The following is a 16,342-nucleotide window of genomic DNA, read 5'->3' as shown; positions in this document are numbered from 1 at the left end:
GGGTGGAGATGTGTTTAAGCGGTCCAGCGTCAGGCGGCTTTCTGCCGCAACGTGCGTTCGTACTGGTCGACCAGCGCCGAGAACTGCAGCAGTTCAATTTCGAGGTCTTCGATATAGCCCTCGTCGCGCTCGACGCGGCGCCAGTAGAGTTCCTTGCCGACTGGTTCAAGCGCTGGGCAATACAGAGCGAAGTGCCAGTACCGACGGCCCGTGATCCACATGCAGCCCTGGATCTGGTCGATGAACTCGGAGATGTCGTCGGACAGCAGTACGTCGCGCAGGCCTTCCGGCGAAACGAGGCACTTGTATTCGCTGCCGCCGTCGTCACCGATCAGGCCGTCCGCGCTGGCACCGAACCGGCCGTCATCGGTCGTGACGAACCCTGCGCGCTCGACCATCACCCCAGCCGACGCTTCGTGCGCCAAGCGCGCCGCCGGTTCGAGGTCGTGACCGCGGCGCATCTGCCAAGTCTCGAAACCCTCGTCGAGCGGCTGGCCGCTGATGCGCTCGACGGCCAGACGGAACGCATAATTCAGCGCAGCTTCAGACGGATCGCCCACCACTTCTCCGGCGATTGCGCGCTTTACCGTTTCCGACTTCGGAGGTGCTTTGTAGTCAGCGACATCGCGCGCGGCTGCCTCGTCGAGACCCGACAGGATCGCGTTCACGTACGCAGCCTGCTTTTCGTCGAGGCCGTTGATCTTGGAGCGCGCGATTTTGAACATCGACGCGGTGATGCAGCCGCTTCTCGCTTGGTGCCAAGCCTCGCTACCTTGTTCACAGGCCACTAAACGCATGGAACACCTCCTTTCGCTTTTGTTTGTAGGCAACCAGCGCTTCGTCCACTGACTCGAAAACGCCGATTGATACGGGTTTCTTGTTGCACGTGATACGCGCTTGAAACTTTCCATTCGGCAACTGACGCACACCCATCGGTAGAGGGCTCTTCTTTGCTCGGGTCCGATGGTTCTGTGCGTTTTCTGTTGCAGACGCATGCCGCAAATTCTTAGACCGATCATCTAAGGTATTGCCGTTGTCGTGATCAACCATTTCGACCGGCCAACGCCCAGTTGCCAGCATCAAGACCAGTTGCGCCCGCTTATATGCGTTGCCGTTGATCTTGATTACCCAATAGAAATTGCCGCGACGCGTTTTCCGCGGACTGCCAGCCTCTTGACCATTTAGTCGAGAGTGATACTTCGTCGCGTTGACCCAGTAACAGCGGCCGCTTTCCATGTCGACAGACAAGCGCGCACGGATATCGTCCACCGTCAGAGGCGGCAGCCGTTTCATTGCGCACCTCCCTCGACGGCTTCAACAAGCGCGGCGTATTCGGTGCGCAGCTCAGCCTGCTCATCGGCGTCGTTGACGTTGCGGATCATGTCGGCGGCTGCATTCAGACCGTCCAGATCACCACGCTCGGCGGCGCTCTTCATGCTCGCCATCACCTCAGCGAAGGTGACTTCGGGTGCGCCGCTCTGCGCCGTCGATGCAGCGGCAGCGGTAGGCTTTGCGGTCGCGGCTGCACCGTTGTCGATGGTCCGTTCTTTGTCCGCACGCACAGCAGTCGCCTTCAGGCTTTCGTGCTCGCCGGCCAGCAACTTACGGTTGTCTTTGCTGGTGGCTGCCCAAAACGCCTGATAAGCAGCTACGCCCTTCCCTGCAGCGGTGCGCGCTTCGTCGAGCAATGCCGTCGACGGTTCGGGCGTGACGACTTCAGCGGCGCCCATGTTGCGCGGTGCCGGGGCTTCGTCGAGTTCATCCGGCGTGTAGACGCCCAGGATCACGTCCGGGCAGTACAGGCGCGCCCAGCGTTTGACCGCGAGATACGCCAACTGCTGCTTCGGGTCTTGCCCCCAGAGCGGCGAGTTACGTACGCCAGCCTGCGCGAGCAGCAAGCGCAGCTCGCGCGGTTCCGCTTCACCCTTGAACGTCGCCCAGACCCGCACGCCAAGGCCTTCTTCATCCTTGATCGTCCAATCACGCACGATGCGCATCTCGCCGGGATTGTTCTTGGCGGGCATTTCCTTGAAGCGGCCGGCGATGCGATCCCAGTCGCCGAACCAGTCATAGTTCATGCGCCCGGTCACCGGAGCGCGCGCCGTGATCACCGCGTTGACGAGCTGGGCCTCGTAGCCGAGCGTGCCATTCACGAGGTGGGTTTTCTGAGCCACCGCGAAAGGCATCATTCCCCACTGCATAGCCTGGATGGTCACCGCCAGGCAGTCGCCGCGATTGCCCTGCAAGTGCTTGGGCACAGTCGAGCGGCCGGTCGCCATGACGTCGGCGAACTTGAGCGCCCGATCCATCGCGTCGCCGCTCAGAATGAGCGCGGCGCTGCTCGTGTCTTCGGAAGGAAGATCTGAAGGCGCACCACTCGCTACCTGAAGCGCGCGCACGTTGGATTCCGGGTTAGTCACGTGAAACTCCTTTGAGATATGGAAATAGGGATTCAGACGACGGCCGCTTCCGCTTCCGGAACGCGCGCAGCGTCGATCGCTTCGCGCACCTTCGTCAGAGTCGTTTCGAACACCGGCTGGCCGTCGCGAACGATCGAGCCGAGCGCGTGCTCCGCGGCCTGCAGGGCTTCGAACATCGCCTTCGATGCGGCGAGCAGATGCGCGTCGGCTGGGCGGTAAATGCTCTCGGCGATCAGGTGGCCGCCGTAGTACTCGACGTCGTCATGACCACCACCAAACAGACCGGGGATTGGTTGATCACTGACGACAGCTCCGCCAACCACAGACCAGGTGCCGCCAGTCGGTTCCGAGGCCATGCGCGCGGCGACGTTTTCTGCACGCTCACGCTCGGCCTGCGTACGACGAGCCGCTTCGGCTTGCTCTTCCAGTGCGCGAAGCGTTTCCGCTGCCGCCGCCTCTTCAGCGCGACGCGCAGCATCAGCCGCTTCCTGCTGGGCGCGCAACGCGGCAGCTTGCTCATCGAGGACGCGCTGCTCGGCGGCACGGGCCTCGGCAGCAATCCGATCCTGTTCGGCGCGCTGTTCGTTCGCTTTACGATCGGCCTCTTCCCGAGCTGCTTGCGCCTGACGATCCAGTTCGGCTTGTGCAGCCCGCGCGGCGGCGGCTTGCTCTTCGACCTGACGTGCGAGAGCGGCAAGGCGTTCACCCTCTGCGCGTTGCTCAGCAGCGACACGTTCGCGCTCGACGCGATCCGCCTCAGCTTGGGCCGCAGCTTGTTCGGCCTCTTCTTCCCGGGCGACCGCCGAGTCGTACATCTCGGCCAGCTTCGCCAACGTGTCGGCCTTCGCCTTCATCGCGTCGCCAGCGCGCTTGTCGAATTCCTCGGCGGTGATGTCGCGGAAGTCGAGGGCGATCTGCGCCTGATCGATCTCAGCAGACGACTTGCCGACCAGCGTCAGCACGATCGCCTTGATGGCGTCGATTGCCGCCTGGATCTTGGCTTGACGCTCAGCCTCAACGCGCGCCGCCTCAGCCTTGATGGCTTCCTTGCGCGCTTCCTCCGCCTTGATCTCTTCATCGAACAAGGTTTCGAGCGGCAACAGCGTGGCTTCGATTTCGCCTTGGCGGCTATCGAGCAACTTGCCGATTTCGAGAATCGGAGCCTTGCGCAGCTTGCGCGCCTTTTCACTGGCAATGCGAATGTCGCGGAACAGGGCGCGATGCTTGATCGCGCTGTTCATACCAGCCGTCGTGGCGATGTCGTACGCCGTTTCACGGACGGAGTTCTTTGCCTCTTCGAACTGCTTCGCGAACGGTTCGAACACCAACTCGACGTACTTCTTCGGCTCGATGGTGATCAACTGTTGCGGCTGCTCGGCAACCACCAGTTCGGTTTGTTCAACGGTCATACAACGCCTCCATTTGTTCGGTTTTCAGATGCCGCTGAAGTTCAGCGGCGTTGTACGGGATGTCGACGATGACCTGACCATTGAACTCGGCGTACGACTCCAACACTTCACCGGTCAGGTCATCGAACACCAGCGAGTGCGCCACCTCAACCTGCGCGAGCATCACGTCGCGCGGTTCGGTCATCTGCTCGATGGTGATTCGCACCATGCGTTCGATCTTGCTCATACCGCACCTTTCGACGCAGCCATCATCAGTTGCAGGCGCAACGCGTTGGTATCGGAGCGGTCCCAGTCAGCTGCGATGTACAGGCAAGCGAACGCCGCCAGGACGGCGATACCAAACGCAATGCGCGGGTGGCGATCGTAGAAACGGGCCATGGCACGAATCACCGCACACCTCCAACCGTGCAATGCAGGAACTGTCTGGCGACGCTCTCCGGCACGTGATGTACGCCGATTTCCATCGGCACGAGACCGCGACGCGCATTGCGGGCCTTTTTCTCTGCTAGCTGAGCGTCGTTCATCGCTGACAGGTGACGCATCTGAGCAGCGAGCCGCTCTGCCTGAGTAAGGCGTACCCCGGTTTCGACGGTGCGCAGGTCGATCATCATCATGCCCACATCAACCTCCGAAAAATGACAGAACAGCGGTTACAAACGCGTCGCCGAGCAACGTAGAGAGCAACGCGAAGCCGACGAACAGGAAGCCGAAGACGAGGCACGCGATAGTGGTGATTGCGTGCGACGCTTCGAATTCGGTATCGGTGGGGTTCACTCGTTGGCTCCTGTATTTGCGCCACTCAGCGCCGTTTCGCATGGCCAGCGCCACGAATGAAGATCACCAGCGCCGCGCCGAGAAACACCCAGATCCCGATGGCAACGACGAACTTCATTGCGCCGCCCCGAACATCCGGTTGAACATCACATCCACTTCGCGAAGGCACTTGTCGTCGCGGAAGGATTCGAAGTCGTCCCAGCCTGCAGCGCGCTCCGCTTCGGAAAGCTGCTCATCGCCCCTCCCCTGCGTCTGCTGCAACTTGCGATAGATCTCAGCATTGAAATGCTTGCCCATGACACACCTCGCGTAGTAGTCCTTATTTCACCTGACTTTCTATCGCCCTCAAGGATGAACATTCGACGCTCCCATGAGGCAGGGTGTTGCGCCGCGCAACGTTCGTGTCTACTGCAACCGAGCCCACCGGCTGCCGTCGAACGCTCATGCTTCAGGGCGGTCCCTTACGGGGACCACTCGGAGGTATCGCACCTCACCGGCTTATCGAGCGGCCGTCGCTTCGAAACTGTTACTGAAGGCAGACGCGGCTCAGATCCACGGTGCGCCGATAAACCGTTCGGTTCAGCCAGGGGACGAAGGTATATTCGTCGTAGGCGTTGCAACCGATCACGATGAATGTGTGGAGACTGTTCATGACGTACCTGAATGAAAGCGAATTGAATAACTGAATTACTCAATAACTAATCTGCGGACGGCACGCGCGCGGCAACCGCTGTAGCCCTTGTGGGTGAGGTCCTGGTTGCCGTAGCCGAAGTCCTGACACCAGGCGAACGCGTCGTTGTGCTCATAAGACTGGTTTGACCAGTACCAGTCGCTTTCGAACTGATCCTTTGCGTGCGTGTAGAGCATCAGGAGTTCAAAGCGCGAAGGTAGATCGCCACCGACAGACGCTGCCCACTCAAGCGCGTCTTTCCACGTGCTCAGACCGCGCGATCCAGCCAACAGAATTGCGTGATGGCCACGGCCTTCCGGAGTGAAAACAGCACCAACGTAGACCTCGCCTTCGTTGAGCTCCGGAATCGAGTACTGCACAGCTTCAGTGATGCGTGACATGTGGCTCTCCTTTGGATGGGAATCAGGCGAAGATGACGGCGTTGATCTCGGCGATCGCTTTCGCGCTGTCTTGCGCACGCTGAACGGCCGCTGCGGCTACCTTGTCTGTGCGCACCCAAGCGTCGGCGATGAGTTCGCGTGCTTCGATCGCATCGATCTTTTCAACACCGTTGTGAGGAACGAATTTGTAGAACTGCGTGCCCTTCGCATTCACCAGGATGTACGCATCTGGCGCGAAGTCGCCCGGCGTGGCGATCGCTGCCTTGACGGTCAGCGACAGAAAGCCAACCTTGACGGTTGAACCCACTTCCCACGACTGCTTGCTGTTCTTGATCATGTCCGGCTCCCGCTTTGTGGTTTGTGCTTCGATGGACTGAAGTATAGAAAACCTAGACATCGAAGGTCAAGAAAATGTTGACCTGAATTTGTAACAGCCGTCCCGCGGACGCAAAAAAGCCCGCACAAGGCGGGCTTCGATGAATCTTTGAGAACGTTGGGTAGATGTGAAAAGCCCCGCTCGGGGCGGGGCTAGATCTTGCGAAATGCGGCGTAGAACTCTTTCTTGCTCATGCCGGCCTGTCGGGCCATCAATTCGATGAGGATCTGGCTGAACGGTGCTTTTGGGCAATCGACCGTCACCTTGCGAAAGGGCTTCGGCTCATCCCGAACCCAATTCTCGTGCGACCCTTCAGTGTTCCGGTACGTGAATCCAAGTGATTTGAGTGTGCGCTTGACTTCCTTGCATGTAAGCGGCGGATTAACGCCGCTCATGCATGCGCAGGAGCCAACGGCAGCGGCTGCCGGAATGTCTTTACCAGCGTGTGATTGCCGATACCGCGGATGCACCGCGCAAGCCAGTATTGCGCCCAATATTTAAGGGGGGCTCGTCGGGAGAGCAGCTCCTCGGCATGCGCTTTATCCTGCCCAATCAGGGCATCCGTCAAATACTCGCGGATCTGGGACTGAAGCATGGCCTTGGCTTGCTCCAAGGAATCGGCCTGGGCGGCCAGCGAAAACTCTAACGACATGACGACCCATTGATCGCCTTCCTTCCGCCCCAAGCAATGCAAGATCAGCTCGTTGGCTCTCATAACTCTCTCCGTGTCGCGCCCGCAGGTAGCGACGTACGTAAACATCTATAACTAACAGTTTGACGGCATCTCGGCCCAAAAGTTTAGGGCGAAATCCTTCTGTCAAGCGGTTTCGGCATTGTACCCACCGTTGGGATTTCGTGCGTTGGAAATTGCGCGGCAAAATTACGGCGCAAGATTTGAGCCTCGAAATCTCATTGCAACTTCCGGGGCTCGAAACATAGATGCTAGTTTTGGCGCAAATTTCAAGCTGGACGGTGCGTTGGACAGCATAACCGCTCGTTAGATTGTCTCGAAAGTACAAAGTTGGACTACTCCATACAATCCGTCTAGCCGCGGCACCCCGCTATTTCGAGGTCTCTACCGGCCGCCATTATTTTTCTCTGCGAACCATTTTTCGATCCAAAAAGTATGATGCATGCGCACGAAACCGCAGTTTTGGCAGATCAATGGAAGCACGGGTATCCATGAATTCCGCTTGACCATGCGTACAGTCACTTCGAGTGCTATCTCGCCGGCCTCCTGGGTTCCATCAAGCCCCTGAACTGGCGCGACAGACCAGTCACTCGTAGCGCACATGGGACAATCGTCGCGGACGTTCTTCGCCGCGAAATACGCCGACAGATCTTCAGCGCTTATTTTCATGGGAGTCTCACGCCTCCGTATTTCCGGTGCTCGGGGAGATCACGGTGCTTCTTTGTATGGATTGAGTTGGCCGTTTATGGCGTCAGCCATCACGGCATAAATGAGGGTACCGGGCGTGTTTTGCATTGTCTGTGACTGCACCGGGTTGCCGTCAATAAGCAATGCCTCTTTCACATAAGTGCATGGTTCCTTGCATGTAGTCTCCGTGGTCTGGCCATCGGCAGTCGCTCGCAGTCGATACTCGCCATGTTGCTTCCCAAAATATCTAACCATGATTAACGGAACTTGGCCGACGCCCTGCTGACGTTCTTGCTCCGAAACACTTGGCTGATAACCATACTCGCCATTTTGCTCAAGCACGTAATTGTGCATTGGCGCGACTGGTGCGACGGCAACTGATGGGGGCGCGGCGTTGGGTGCCTTGCTGCAAGCGGCGACGCTGCAGGCGACCGTGAAAGTCATGATTGCCGCTATGTGCATTCTCATCAGGATCACCTAATCACTCTGGGCGCCACATAGACTTTTTTGCGATGCCGGCCACGTAATGCATCTTATCGATTTCGTCTTCGTGAAGAACGACTTTGCCGTGTGCCTCGTTGACCGAAAGCAATGTATACCGGCCGCCGGTTTTGTATGCCAGCTCCTTTACCATCACCCGGCCATCCTTCGATTTGACCAGAACTTCTTCACCCGGCTGTATTGGGTGATTCGGCTCAACGATAACGAATTCGCCGTGCTTGATTCGGGGTCGCATCGAATCGCCAGAGCATTCGATTGCATATGCGTCAGGATCGGTTGTCGGCCAATCAATATAGCCATCCCCGTGCCCGACGGGATATTCCACGTCGGCCCAAAAGCCGTTGTCGCCAAGTTGCGCCATTCCTACCACCGCGAGTGGTTTCCGCTTGCCGATGCCCCGCGGGCGGAACTCATCATTATGTTGGATAGCGGCCTTTTTTTGACCCACTCGGGCCAGTACCCAGGCGCTGTTGTAGCCAAAAACGGTCTGTATCGCGACAGCATCCTCAACGCCTATCGACGCGCCTTTTAGCCACGATTCCACCCTCTCAAGTGGGATCTGACACTTGGCCGCGAAGGCGACGCTGTCCATGCCCGTCTCCGTAAGCATCTCCTCTACGCGCTCTGCGACATCCTTACTATCTAAGACGCTCGCTGCGGGGGTGCTTGGCTGAGAATCCGGCATCGGGTACTTCGTGATAACCGAAATCTCTTGGATCTGAGCATAGCTCGGCTCGTGCCTGCCATTCTCCCAAGCAGACACGTTTCCTTTGGTCACTCCGAGCCTTTCCCCAAGCTGCTCCTGTGTTAGATCAGCCTTTTTGCGGGCGCTCCTGATCCAGTTTCTCATTTCCATGCGCGGAGGGTATAGGAAATCTAAACGTCCTTGGTCTATTTTTTCTTTACTTTTAGGTCTAGCAAATCTATACTTTCTCGGGAGATCACTCATGACCGGCACCCGAAATGACCAAACACCCTATCGAGATCGCTGCAGGCATTGTCGGCAGTTACAAAGCGCTGGCTGACATCCTCGGCGTGACCAAGGGGGCGGTCCATCAGTGGATGGCACCAGACCGGCGCGTTCCGATTGAACACTGTACGCCGATCGAACAGGCCACCGGCGGCGTCGTGACACGTCAGATGCTGCGGCCCGACGACTGGAAATCCATCTGGCCAGAACTGGTCAAGCTCTCCAACGGCGCTGTTGACCGAACTGCTGCTTCCGACGATACCCAGCCGCCGGTCGGCTCGACTGACGGGGAGGTGTAAATGGCGATTACTGAACGTCAACGCGAAATTATGACGGCGGAGATGTGCCGTGCGCTGTTCTCCGAAGCGGCCAAGTGCGTTGCCCGAGCGTCTGACGATCAACTTTCGCGCATAACAAACACCGTAGCGAGTCTCGTAGTCGCTCTCAATGCGCAGATTGACGCGTTGAACGCGGACGACGTCCAACCGCCGGTCGGCTCTGCTGAGGAGGATGCGTAAATGAAGAACATCTTGCGTCGCCTCGCGAAGTTGCTCGGCCCGAACTCCGGGTACCCGGTGCCGTCTGCCCTGGCATTCGTTCTTCTCGCCACGCTTGCCGCGTTCTTTCTGATCTGGGCGCTCGCGTGGGTCACTCATTTTGCGGCTGAGTTTTTCCTCTGGCTGCCGTGGCCGAAGGGATGAAAGTAGTTTGTGGCAATACCCACATGCGGCACGTCGGGCAACGAGAAGCTGGCAAATACCGTGTGAGGCGTGCGCAGTACTGAAGGTGTGCATGACGGGGCCGTAGGGAAATTAAGCGATGACCGAATCATCGCTTTTTTAGGGCCTGAAGTGACAGTCAACCTTCCGCAACCGTTCGCAATTGTTGGCAAAACGCAGAGAGACATGGCGAGTTCCTTCGCTGATTTGGGGGCCATCCGAATGCAAAAAGAAATGCCTTTTCTGGCTGGGGTACGCGCGATGAAGAACGCACCTGATGAACTTGTGAAAAAGTGTCGCCACGGTCTTGATGCGATCCGTTTGTGCATTCAGCTTTCGAATCACACCAACGAATATCTGGCCGACAAGCTTGGTATCGACAAAGGCCACTTCTCTCGAATTATGCAAGGGAAGGCATGGTTTCCGGACACGAAGCGTATCGACCTCATGAGCCTGTGCGATAACCGCGCGCCGGCTCAGTTCGATGCGCTGATGACCGGCTGCGAACTGATCGAGTTGTCCAAGGATGCGCGGATCCGTGAACTCGAAGCGCAGCTGGCGGCAGTGAGGGCAGCTTGAACGAACTCATCATCCAGGCTAGGCATGCCGACAAACTTGTTTCCGGCGCACGCCACGCGCACGTCGAAGTGAGCAAAGCAGTGGCGCGCGGCGATCTCGCTCCGGCTGCCACGCTTCCCTGCGCTGATTGTGGCGAAACCGCCCAGGCTTACGACCACCGGGATTACGGCAAGCCCTTGGCCGTCGATGCCGTATGCGATTCGTGCAATGCGCGTCGCGGAGTCGCCATACCCAGCGCCGCTGCGGCCGAGAAATACCTGAGCGCAGTAATTGAACACGAGCGCGGCTGGAAAGCGCGAATGCCGATTCCGTTGCCAGCCCCCATTGATCTCGTGGCTCAGTGCGAAAGCTATCGCGACGCGGTTCTTCTAGCGTGGGAACTGCGTTCGACCCGCAACATGACCCGCGCCGCACTCGCTGAGCGCGTTGGCATTCACGCTCCGCACATCACTGAAATGCTTTCCGGCGGTCCGGCGCGTGGCAAGCGCACGTTGCCGGCCGAACAGATCGATGACTTCGAATGGGCGGTCGGTAATCGAGTCGTCACGCAATACCTACTCTACAAGGCGGGAATTGCTTTGGAGGTCGCATGAAAACCCTAAAAGCCCTGATTCTCGTCGGCGCCACTGTCCTCATCACGTTTCTTATGCTTGCCGCAATTACCGACTTTTGCATGCATGTGGTGAGGGAGTGCTCATGAGACGCGATCTCTTCAATGTCGCGCCTGACAAGTGGCGCGAGCAATCCGAACTGGCACAGATGATTGGCCAGACACGCAAGAAAGCCGAGAAGTACCAGCTCGTGAGCCTCCTGTGCGCATCGCTGGCCCGCATGACCGAGAAGCCGCGTCTTCGCCGTTGAGGTTCACATGAACAACTCACAACCCATTCACATTGATCCGCTGCTCGGCGAAGTGTCCGAGTTGCTGCACCGGATGGAGCTTTGCCAAGAAGACACACCCGCCACGCGAATGGCCGGCGAAGCCTTGCGCAAGCTGAAGCAGTACGAAGCAAAAATCAGTAACGCCCGCGTAACGCAGTGAGCGTTACAGGTACGGAACAGCACCAACACTGCACGAGTGTCATACATGGCAGGTGAATGGATCAAGATGCGCACGAACCTTTGGGATGACCCAAGGGTTTCGCGTCTTTGCGACCTGACAGGTTGCACGGAAGCAGCCGTAGTCGGCGGCCTGTATTGGCTTTGGGCCACGGCGGACGACCATTCGGCTGATGGCGTTCTGGTCGGTATGACGCCCGCGACCATTGCACGCAAGACGGGTGTGCCTAACCTCGGCGCCGCACTCGCGCAGATCGGCTGGATTGAGGAAATCGATGGCGGTATTCGCATTTTCAAGTTCGATGATCACAACGGAGTGTCTGCCAAGAGCCGTGCGCAGACCGCCAAACGCGTTGCCAGTCATAGAGGTAACGGTGATGTAACGCCACCAGCGTTACAGGAACCGAATGCCGCCGTTACAGGTGCGTTAGCTAGAGAAGATAAGAGTAAGACTAAAGAAGAACCCCCCATACCCCCCAAGGGGGGCGATGGACCCGAGGACACCGGTGCAGGCAAACCAACCCGCAAGGCCGCAGTTTCGTTGAAGACGTTTTTGGAAGAGTGCCGCAAGGCTGGCGAGAAGCCGATTTTGAAAGACGACCCGGTGTTCGCTTATGCGGACCAGACCGGTATCCCGGACGAGTTCCTGAAGCTGCACTGGCTTGAGTTCAAGGAACGCTATTGCCTGCCGGACGCCAAGCGCTACAAGGACTGGCGATCGGTTTATCGCAAGTCCGTTCGAGGCTGCTGGTTCAAGCTCTGGTACCTGCGCGCTGACGGCGCGTGCGGTCTGACGACACAGGGCGAGCAAGCAAAACGACACCACGGAAAAGATGAATGAACGCCCCTAACGACCTGCCCGACAACCAGGGCCTCGCCGTCCCACCGCACAGCGTCGAAACCGAGCAATCGGTGCTCGGTGCGCTGATGAGCGACAACGATGCGCTGGACCGTATCGGCGATCTGAGAGCCGAGCATTTCTATCGCTACGACCACCGCGTGATCTTCGAGCACATCACGAAGCTGATCATCGCTGGCCGCACGGCCGACATGATCACGGTCTTCGAGGCGCTCGGCGCGTCCGGTAAGGCCGATTCCGTTGGAGGCCTCGCCTACCTGAACGCCGTGGTGCAAAGCACGCCTGGCAGCGCGGGCATCGCACGTTGGGCCGACATCATCATCGATCGATGGAAGCTGCGCGGCGTGATATCGGCGGCTGACGAAGTTTCGGCAATGGCCTTCCGGCCGAACGGCAAGCCGGTATCCGAGATCATCAGCGAAGCCCAGGCGAAATTCGAACCGCTCGCTGAGGCGCGTTCGTTTGAACCGCAGATGCCAGGACCGGTCCTGACGCAGATCGTCGAAGAGATCGATCGCCGCTTTCACGGCGCCGAACTCGAACTGGTCTCGACGGGGTTTCGCGACCTCGATGCGAAGTTGGGCGGCGGCCTGCGCGGTTCCGAACTGATCATCGTCGCTGGCCGCCCTTCGATGGGCAAGACTGCGTTCTCGATGTGCATCGGCGGTCACGTCGCGGAGAACGAGGGCATGGTGCTGGTGTTCTCGCTCGAGATGTCCGGCAAGTCGCTCCATCAGCGAAACCTCGCGCGGATTGGCCATATCCCGCTGGCACACGTGCTGGACGGGAAAAAGATCGTCGATGAAGACTGGCCGCGTCTGACTCGCGGCGTCACCGTGATGTCCGAGATGCAGATGCTCGTTGACGATACCTCCGGTCTGTCGATGGCCCAGATCGCGAGCCGCGCACGCACCGTGAAGCGCCGCCACGGCCTGAAGCTGATCATCGTCGACTACCTCGGCCTGATGACCGGTGGCACCGAAGAGCGTCACGACCTGAAGATCGGCAGCTACTCCGCCGGCCTGAAGGGTCTCGCCAAGCACCTCGACGTTCCGGTGATTGCCCTCTCGCAGTTGAACCGCGGCGTCGAGCAACGCCCGAACAAGCGGCCGAACATGGGCGATCTGCGCGACTCTGGCGCGATCGAGCAGGACGCCGACATCATCATGCTGCTCTACCGCGATGAGGTCTACAACCCGGACACACCGGACCGCGGCACGGCCGAAATCATCGTTGGCAAACAGCGCAACGGCGAGACGGGTCCGGTTCGACTCGCATTCGCTGGCGAGTATCAACGGTTCTCCGATCTAGCTCCCGGCTACGTGCCGGCGCCGCGCAGCACACCCGAAAAATCTCGCAGGGGTTTTGAATGAACCAGGTCGTCTTCTCCGTGCCCGGCACCCCGATTGCAAAGGGCCGCGCCAAGTTCGCGCGCCGTGGCACTTTCGTCACCACGTACACGCCGAAGGAAACCGTGCAGTACGAGAACCTCGTGCGGCTCGCAGCGCAAGAAGCGATGCGCGGCGCGGATCCGTTCGATAGCCCCGTCGAACTGACGGTCGCGATCTACCTGCCTATCCCGCAGAGCTGGTCGAAGAAGAAACAGGAAAAGGCACGTACCGGACTGGTCGGGGCCACGAAGAAGCCGGATGCAGACAACGTGCTCAAGGCACTCAAGGACGGGATGAACGGTGTCGTGTATGTCGACGATGCGCGGATCACCGACGTGCTGCTCAAGAAGCGCTATGCGGTCTCGCCGCGAGTCGACGTGATTGCGCGTGCGCTTGATCTGGAGATTGCGTGATGCAAACGACCAAACACGACTGGAATGCGTGGCTCGTATGGGAGGACACGTGGTTGAAAGCGAACTACGAACGGCCCATCCCCATGACGGAAATCCTGAAGATGTTGCCGCGGCACACACGTGGCTCGATCAAGGTCTACGCCCGGGTCAACCTCGGGCTGAAGCGGCCGCGCGGCATCAGGGACAATCCGCGCCCTCTCCCCGCATGGGATCGCATCAAGGCAGTGATCGAGCACGAGGCGTTGACGCGTGATCAGATCGCAGATCGCCTGAGCGTTACGAAGCAGGCGGTCGGTGAAGTACTCGGTGCGCACCGAAAGGAGTGGTACGTCGCCAAGTGGGAGCCGCCCGTCGGAAGGGGCAAGCCAACCGAGATGGTTTTGCTTGGTGATCGTTCCGACGAGCCTTATCAACGCCGGACACGCAATCGCAAGGCAGCCGCGGCGCGTGCAATCAATCCGTTTGCGCCTGTCGCTGGGTTTGTCCAGATTCCGGTCGGCCAGCGCGGCCGCGTCATCAAGCATCTGCACGACGACGAGCAGGAGGCGGCGTGAATTCGAACGATCCACTCCGCGATCAGGCCAAGACCATCCGCGAGCACCACGAGCAACAGCCGGCGCCGCGGCAAGAGACGCCCCGCGAGGGTCGCTACCGCGTCCAGCGCGAGCAGGCAGAGCGCGATGCAAAGAAGAATCCGCACAAGGGGTATTGAGCGATGCCGAAAGCTGTCGTCTACGTGGTGATCTTTGTGGCCATCGCCGCCGTGCTTGGGTCGCGCCGCATCGGCTGGGGCAACTGGCAATCGTGGGCGATATACGCGCTCATGGGCGCGGCTGCGATCGCGGGGAGGCTTGCGTGAAGCGTCGCCTTCTCACCTCCGCGCTCGCCGCTGCCCTCGGTGGATCAGGGCTGTCATATCCCAACTATCGAAGCTGGAACTTCACTGACGGCCCTACCGTGCCGGTGGCACCGACCCTCAACCGCGAGCGTCAGTGCACATCCTGCCGCGTCGGCATTCTCACTGGCACGAAGTGCTTTGCATGCTCGAACCGGAGGCTCAAGTGAGCGAGATAACGCTATCGAAGGGCAATGTCGCCCTGACCGACGAGCAGAAGGAAGTCTTGCGCACTGCCCTCTTCGGCATGGTCGACGGCCTGTCCGAGTCGGACCAGAAGTCCTGGCGACGCTTCTGGAACCGCATCGTCAGTCTGAACGTCGGCGAGATCTTCAGCATCGAGACGTGGGCGCCGCGCCACTCCGGATTTCACAAGCGCCACATGGTAATGGAGACAAGCGTCTTCAAATGCCAGGAGCGCATCCGGACATTCGAGCAGTTCCGCATCTGGCTGAAGATCGGCGCCGGGTTCGTTGACTGGATGGCCGGACCGAAAGGCGGCGTCGTTCCGGTGCCGCGCTCGATCAGCTACAAAAAGTGCGACGAAGAGGCGATGCGCAAGTTTCACGATGACGCGATCGCGTTCCTGCGCACCCAGCACGCGACGAAATATCTGTGGCCGCACCTCGATGCTGCCGGCGGCGAACGGATGATCGAAGCGATCTTCCAGGAGTTCGACGAGTGACCGCGCGCCTCATCGGCTTCCCGAAAGAGCTCACCTATCGCAATCAGAAGATCCGCGACTCGGCGCGCGACGAGGACTGCCTCGTTCGTTTGCCGGGCGCTTGCCTGTTCGATCCGCGCGCAACGATCTGGAGTCACTACCGCGGCGGCGCGGGCGGCAAAGCTGGCGCGCTGAAGGCTGACGACCTCGCCGGTGCCTACGCGTGCACCGCGTGCGATGCGGTCTATGACGGTCAGCGGCCGCCACCCGCAGGCATGACGTACGCCGATGTGGTTCTCGCGTGGCACGAAGGCCACATCCGTTCAATTGTCCGGCTGCACGCCAAGGGGGTTCTCAAATGATCAGCTGGTTTAAGAGGCTCATTGCCGGGCGCGAGCTGGCCGAACTAGAGATGCGCCGCGCCGTCATGGACGGATGGGCGGAGGGTCTAGCGCTCGCCGCAGCGATCGGAGTGCCGGTCGATCACCTCGAGATGCGGTTGCCCGCGACGCCTCCCCGCGATGCAGATATGTGGGACATCGCCGAAGCCGCCGAGCGAGCTGAGCAGCCTGGCGTCGAATACCGCTTCCTTGGTGTGACCGGCGAGGAGGACGCTTGAGTGCCAATTGGCCAGACGCCGACGATCCGCAGCTCGTACTGCAGCGCAAGCAACGCGAATGCTGCCACGGCTGCCGGTTCGTCGATCAGGACCGTACACCGGGGTTCGAGAAGTTCACCTGCAAGAGGGGCATGCGCAAGGCGGTACGTGACCTGTACGAGTCTGAGCGGTGCCCGGTGTACGCAGTAAAAGCAGTCGCCGTGAAAGCGGCCAAGAAACGCAAAAACAGCAAAACTTAAAGCGAG

The 16,342-nt window shown here is 59.5% G+C and carries 33 protein-coding genes and 1 pseudogene; 17 read left to right on the top strand and 17 right to left on the bottom strand.

Annotated elements, in window-relative coordinates; genetic code table 11:
• Nucleotides 1-29: 29 nt before the first annotated feature.
• The 17 genes and pseudogenes from WCA85_RS26075 to WCA85_RS25995 form a co-directional block, all read right to left on the bottom strand.
• The gene (locus tag WCA85_RS26075) at nucleotides 30-725 is read right to left on the bottom strand and encodes a lambda exonuclease family protein (protein WP_424067749.1); all 696 of its coding nucleotides are present in this window, start codon (nucleotides 723-725) and stop codon (nucleotides 30-32) included.
• A gap of 52 nt (nucleotides 726-777) precedes the next feature.
• Nucleotides 778-1,293, bottom strand: coding sequence for an HNH endonuclease (locus WCA85_RS26070; RefSeq protein WP_424067748.1), 516 nt, complete (start codon nucleotides 1,291-1,293; stop codon nucleotides 778-780).
• Nucleotides 1,290-2,420: a RecT family recombinase gene (locus WCA85_RS26065; protein ID WP_424067747.1), complete on the bottom strand. Its 1,131-nt coding sequence runs from the start codon at nucleotides 2,418-2,420 to the stop codon at nucleotides 1,290-1,292. Before WCA85_RS26065 ends, WCA85_RS26070 begins: the two co-directional genes overlap by 4 nt.
• 32 nt (nucleotides 2,421-2,452) lie before the next feature.
• Nucleotides 2,453-3,829 (bottom strand): hypothetical protein, encoded by a 1,377-nt coding sequence (locus tag WCA85_RS26060; protein ID WP_424067746.1) that lies wholly within the window; start codon nucleotides 3,827-3,829, stop codon nucleotides 2,453-2,455.
• Complete coding sequence (locus WCA85_RS26055) at nucleotides 3,819-4,055, bottom strand: hypothetical protein (RefSeq protein ID WP_424067745.1); 237 nt, start codon at nucleotides 4,053-4,055, stop codon at nucleotides 3,819-3,821. Before WCA85_RS26055 ends, WCA85_RS26060 begins: the two co-directional genes overlap by 11 nt.
• Nucleotides 4,052-4,207, bottom strand: a complete 156-nt coding sequence (locus WCA85_RS26050; RefSeq protein ID WP_424067744.1) for a hypothetical protein — start codon at nucleotides 4,205-4,207, stop codon at nucleotides 4,052-4,054. Before WCA85_RS26050 ends, WCA85_RS26055 begins: the two co-directional genes overlap by 4 nt.
• 8 nt (nucleotides 4,208-4,215) lie before the next feature.
• Nucleotides 4,216-4,443 carry a hypothetical protein gene (locus tag WCA85_RS26045; protein WP_424067743.1) on the bottom strand — a complete coding sequence of 76 codons (228 nt, stop codon included), beginning with the start codon at nucleotides 4,441-4,443 and terminating at the stop codon, nucleotides 4,216-4,218.
• Between the two features lie 7 nt (nucleotides 4,444-4,450).
• Nucleotides 4,451-4,603, bottom strand: a complete 153-nt coding sequence (locus tag WCA85_RS26040; protein ID WP_424067742.1) for a hypothetical protein — start codon at nucleotides 4,601-4,603, stop codon at nucleotides 4,451-4,453.
• Nucleotides 4,604-4,717: 114 nt separating this feature from the next.
• Nucleotides 4,718-4,900, bottom strand: coding sequence for a hypothetical protein (locus tag WCA85_RS26035; protein ID WP_424067741.1), 183 nt, complete (start codon nucleotides 4,898-4,900; stop codon nucleotides 4,718-4,720).
• A 390-nt stretch (nucleotides 4,901-5,290) separates the two neighbouring features.
• Nucleotides 5,291-5,674 (bottom strand): DUF1566 domain-containing protein, encoded by a 384-nt coding sequence (locus WCA85_RS26030; protein ID WP_424067740.1) that lies wholly within the window; start codon nucleotides 5,672-5,674, stop codon nucleotides 5,291-5,293.
• 22 nt (nucleotides 5,675-5,696) lie between these two features.
• On the bottom strand, nucleotides 5,697-6,011 hold the full coding sequence (locus tag WCA85_RS26025; protein ID WP_424067739.1) for a hypothetical protein: 315 nt from the start codon (nucleotides 6,009-6,011) through the stop codon (nucleotides 5,697-5,699).
• Between the two features lie 191 nt (nucleotides 6,012-6,202).
• The gene (locus tag WCA85_RS26020; protein ID WP_424067738.1) at nucleotides 6,203-6,445 is read right to left on the bottom strand and encodes a type II toxin-antitoxin system HicA family toxin; all 243 of its coding nucleotides are present in this window, start codon (nucleotides 6,443-6,445) and stop codon (nucleotides 6,203-6,205) included.
• Nucleotides 6,442-6,765, bottom strand: coding sequence for a hypothetical protein (locus WCA85_RS26015; RefSeq protein WP_424067737.1), 324 nt, complete (start codon nucleotides 6,763-6,765; stop codon nucleotides 6,442-6,444). Before WCA85_RS26015 ends, WCA85_RS26020 begins: the two co-directional genes overlap by 4 nt.
• Nucleotides 6,766-7,125: 360 nt before the next feature.
• Nucleotides 7,126-7,410 carry a hypothetical protein gene (locus WCA85_RS26010; protein WP_424067736.1) on the bottom strand — a complete coding sequence of 95 codons (285 nt, stop codon included), beginning with the start codon at nucleotides 7,408-7,410 and terminating at the stop codon, nucleotides 7,126-7,128.
• A 39-nt stretch (nucleotides 7,411-7,449) separates the two neighbouring features.
• Entirely contained in the window at nucleotides 7,450-7,896 is a 447-nt protein-coding gene (locus WCA85_RS26005) for a hypothetical protein (protein WP_424067735.1), read from the bottom strand.
• A 13-nt stretch (nucleotides 7,897-7,909) separates the two neighbouring features.
• Nucleotides 7,910-8,521, bottom strand: a complete 612-nt coding sequence (locus tag WCA85_RS26000; protein WP_424067780.1) for a S24 family peptidase — start codon at nucleotides 8,519-8,521, stop codon at nucleotides 7,910-7,912.
• Between the two features lie 105 nt (nucleotides 8,522-8,626).
• Nucleotides 8,627-8,779 (bottom strand): annotated as a pseudogene (locus WCA85_RS25995) (helix-turn-helix transcriptional regulator); the annotation flags it as partial.
• Nucleotides 8,780-8,892: 113 nt separating this feature from the next.
• On the opposite strand from WCA85_RS25995, the gene WCA85_RS25990 reads away from it, so the two are divergent.
• From WCA85_RS25990 to WCA85_RS25910, 17 genes are all read left to right on the top strand, one after another.
• Nucleotides 8,893-9,198 carry a transcriptional regulator gene (locus tag WCA85_RS25990; RefSeq protein ID WP_424067734.1) on the top strand — a complete coding sequence of 102 codons (306 nt, stop codon included), beginning with the start codon at nucleotides 8,893-8,895 and terminating at the stop codon, nucleotides 9,196-9,198.
• Nucleotides 9,199-9,417: 219 nt separating this feature from the next.
• Nucleotides 9,418-9,600, top strand: a complete 183-nt coding sequence (locus WCA85_RS25985) for a hypothetical protein (RefSeq protein ID WP_424067733.1) — start codon at nucleotides 9,418-9,420, stop codon at nucleotides 9,598-9,600.
• Between the two features lie 69 nt (nucleotides 9,601-9,669).
• Entirely contained in the window at nucleotides 9,670-10,197 is a 528-nt protein-coding gene (locus WCA85_RS25980) for a hypothetical protein (RefSeq protein WP_424067732.1), read from the top strand.
• Nucleotides 10,194-10,790, top strand: coding sequence for a helix-turn-helix domain-containing protein (locus WCA85_RS25975; RefSeq protein WP_424067731.1), 597 nt, complete (start codon nucleotides 10,194-10,196; stop codon nucleotides 10,788-10,790). Before WCA85_RS25980 ends, WCA85_RS25975 begins: the two co-directional genes overlap by 4 nt.
• 103 nt (nucleotides 10,791-10,893) lie before the next feature.
• On the top strand, nucleotides 10,894-11,058 hold the full coding sequence (locus tag WCA85_RS25970) for a hypothetical protein (RefSeq protein ID WP_424067730.1): 165 nt from the start codon (nucleotides 10,894-10,896) through the stop codon (nucleotides 11,056-11,058).
• 7 nt (nucleotides 11,059-11,065) lie between these two features.
• The gene (locus WCA85_RS25965) at nucleotides 11,066-11,239 is read left to right on the top strand and encodes a hypothetical protein (RefSeq protein ID WP_424067729.1); all 174 of its coding nucleotides are present in this window, start codon (nucleotides 11,066-11,068) and stop codon (nucleotides 11,237-11,239) included.
• 45 nt (nucleotides 11,240-11,284) lie between these two features.
• Nucleotides 11,285-12,097, top strand: a complete 813-nt coding sequence (locus WCA85_RS25960; protein WP_424067728.1) for a hypothetical protein — start codon at nucleotides 11,285-11,287, stop codon at nucleotides 12,095-12,097.
• Nucleotides 12,094-13,488 (top strand): replicative DNA helicase, encoded by a 1,395-nt coding sequence (gene dnaB, locus WCA85_RS25955; RefSeq protein ID WP_424067727.1) that lies wholly within the window; start codon nucleotides 12,094-12,096, stop codon nucleotides 13,486-13,488. The genes WCA85_RS25960 and dnaB overlap by 4 nt, the downstream gene beginning before the upstream one ends.
• Entirely contained in the window at nucleotides 13,485-13,919 is a 435-nt protein-coding gene (locus tag WCA85_RS25950) for a RusA family crossover junction endodeoxyribonuclease (RefSeq protein ID WP_424067726.1), read from the top strand. The genes dnaB and WCA85_RS25950 overlap by 4 nt, the downstream gene beginning before the upstream one ends.
• Nucleotides 13,919-14,473 carry a hypothetical protein gene (locus WCA85_RS25945; protein WP_424067725.1) on the top strand — a complete coding sequence of 185 codons (555 nt, stop codon included), beginning with the start codon at nucleotides 13,919-13,921 and terminating at the stop codon, nucleotides 14,471-14,473. Before WCA85_RS25950 ends, WCA85_RS25945 begins: the two co-directional genes overlap by 1 nt.
• On the top strand, nucleotides 14,470-14,631 hold the full coding sequence (locus tag WCA85_RS25940) for a hypothetical protein (RefSeq protein WP_424067724.1): 162 nt from the start codon (nucleotides 14,470-14,472) through the stop codon (nucleotides 14,629-14,631). The genes WCA85_RS25945 and WCA85_RS25940 overlap by 4 nt, the downstream gene beginning before the upstream one ends.
• Nucleotides 14,632-14,634: 3 nt before the next feature.
• On the top strand, nucleotides 14,635-14,778 hold the full coding sequence (locus WCA85_RS25935) for a hypothetical protein (RefSeq protein WP_424067723.1): 144 nt from the start codon (nucleotides 14,635-14,637) through the stop codon (nucleotides 14,776-14,778).
• Nucleotides 14,775-14,984 carry a hypothetical protein gene (locus tag WCA85_RS25930; RefSeq protein WP_424067722.1) on the top strand — a complete coding sequence of 70 codons (210 nt, stop codon included), beginning with the start codon at nucleotides 14,775-14,777 and terminating at the stop codon, nucleotides 14,982-14,984. The genes WCA85_RS25935 and WCA85_RS25930 overlap by 4 nt, the downstream gene beginning before the upstream one ends.
• A complete protein-coding gene (locus WCA85_RS25925) occupies nucleotides 14,981-15,499 on the top strand; it encodes a hypothetical protein (protein ID WP_424067721.1) in 519 nt (172 codons plus the stop codon). The genes WCA85_RS25930 and WCA85_RS25925 overlap by 4 nt, the downstream gene beginning before the upstream one ends.
• Entirely contained in the window at nucleotides 15,496-15,840 is a 345-nt protein-coding gene (locus WCA85_RS25920; protein ID WP_424067720.1) for a nuclease domain-containing protein, read from the top strand. Before WCA85_RS25925 ends, WCA85_RS25920 begins: the two co-directional genes overlap by 4 nt.
• Nucleotides 15,837-16,097 (top strand): hypothetical protein, encoded by a 261-nt coding sequence (locus WCA85_RS25915; RefSeq protein WP_424067719.1) that lies wholly within the window; start codon nucleotides 15,837-15,839, stop codon nucleotides 16,095-16,097. The genes WCA85_RS25920 and WCA85_RS25915 overlap by 4 nt, the downstream gene beginning before the upstream one ends.
• A complete protein-coding gene (locus WCA85_RS25910; protein WP_424067718.1) occupies nucleotides 16,094-16,336 on the top strand; it encodes a hypothetical protein in 243 nt (80 codons plus the stop codon). The genes WCA85_RS25915 and WCA85_RS25910 overlap by 4 nt, the downstream gene beginning before the upstream one ends.
• Nucleotides 16,337-16,342: the final 6 nt, after the last annotated feature.

It is taken from the genome of Paraburkholderia sp. (genome assembly GCF_049581445.1).
In the GTDB taxonomy this organism is placed as follows: domain Bacteria; phylum Pseudomonadota; class Gammaproteobacteria; order Burkholderiales; family Burkholderiaceae; genus Paraburkholderia.
Note: the sequence above shows the minus strand (reverse complement) of the source record. Positions and strands in the feature narration are given on the sequence as shown.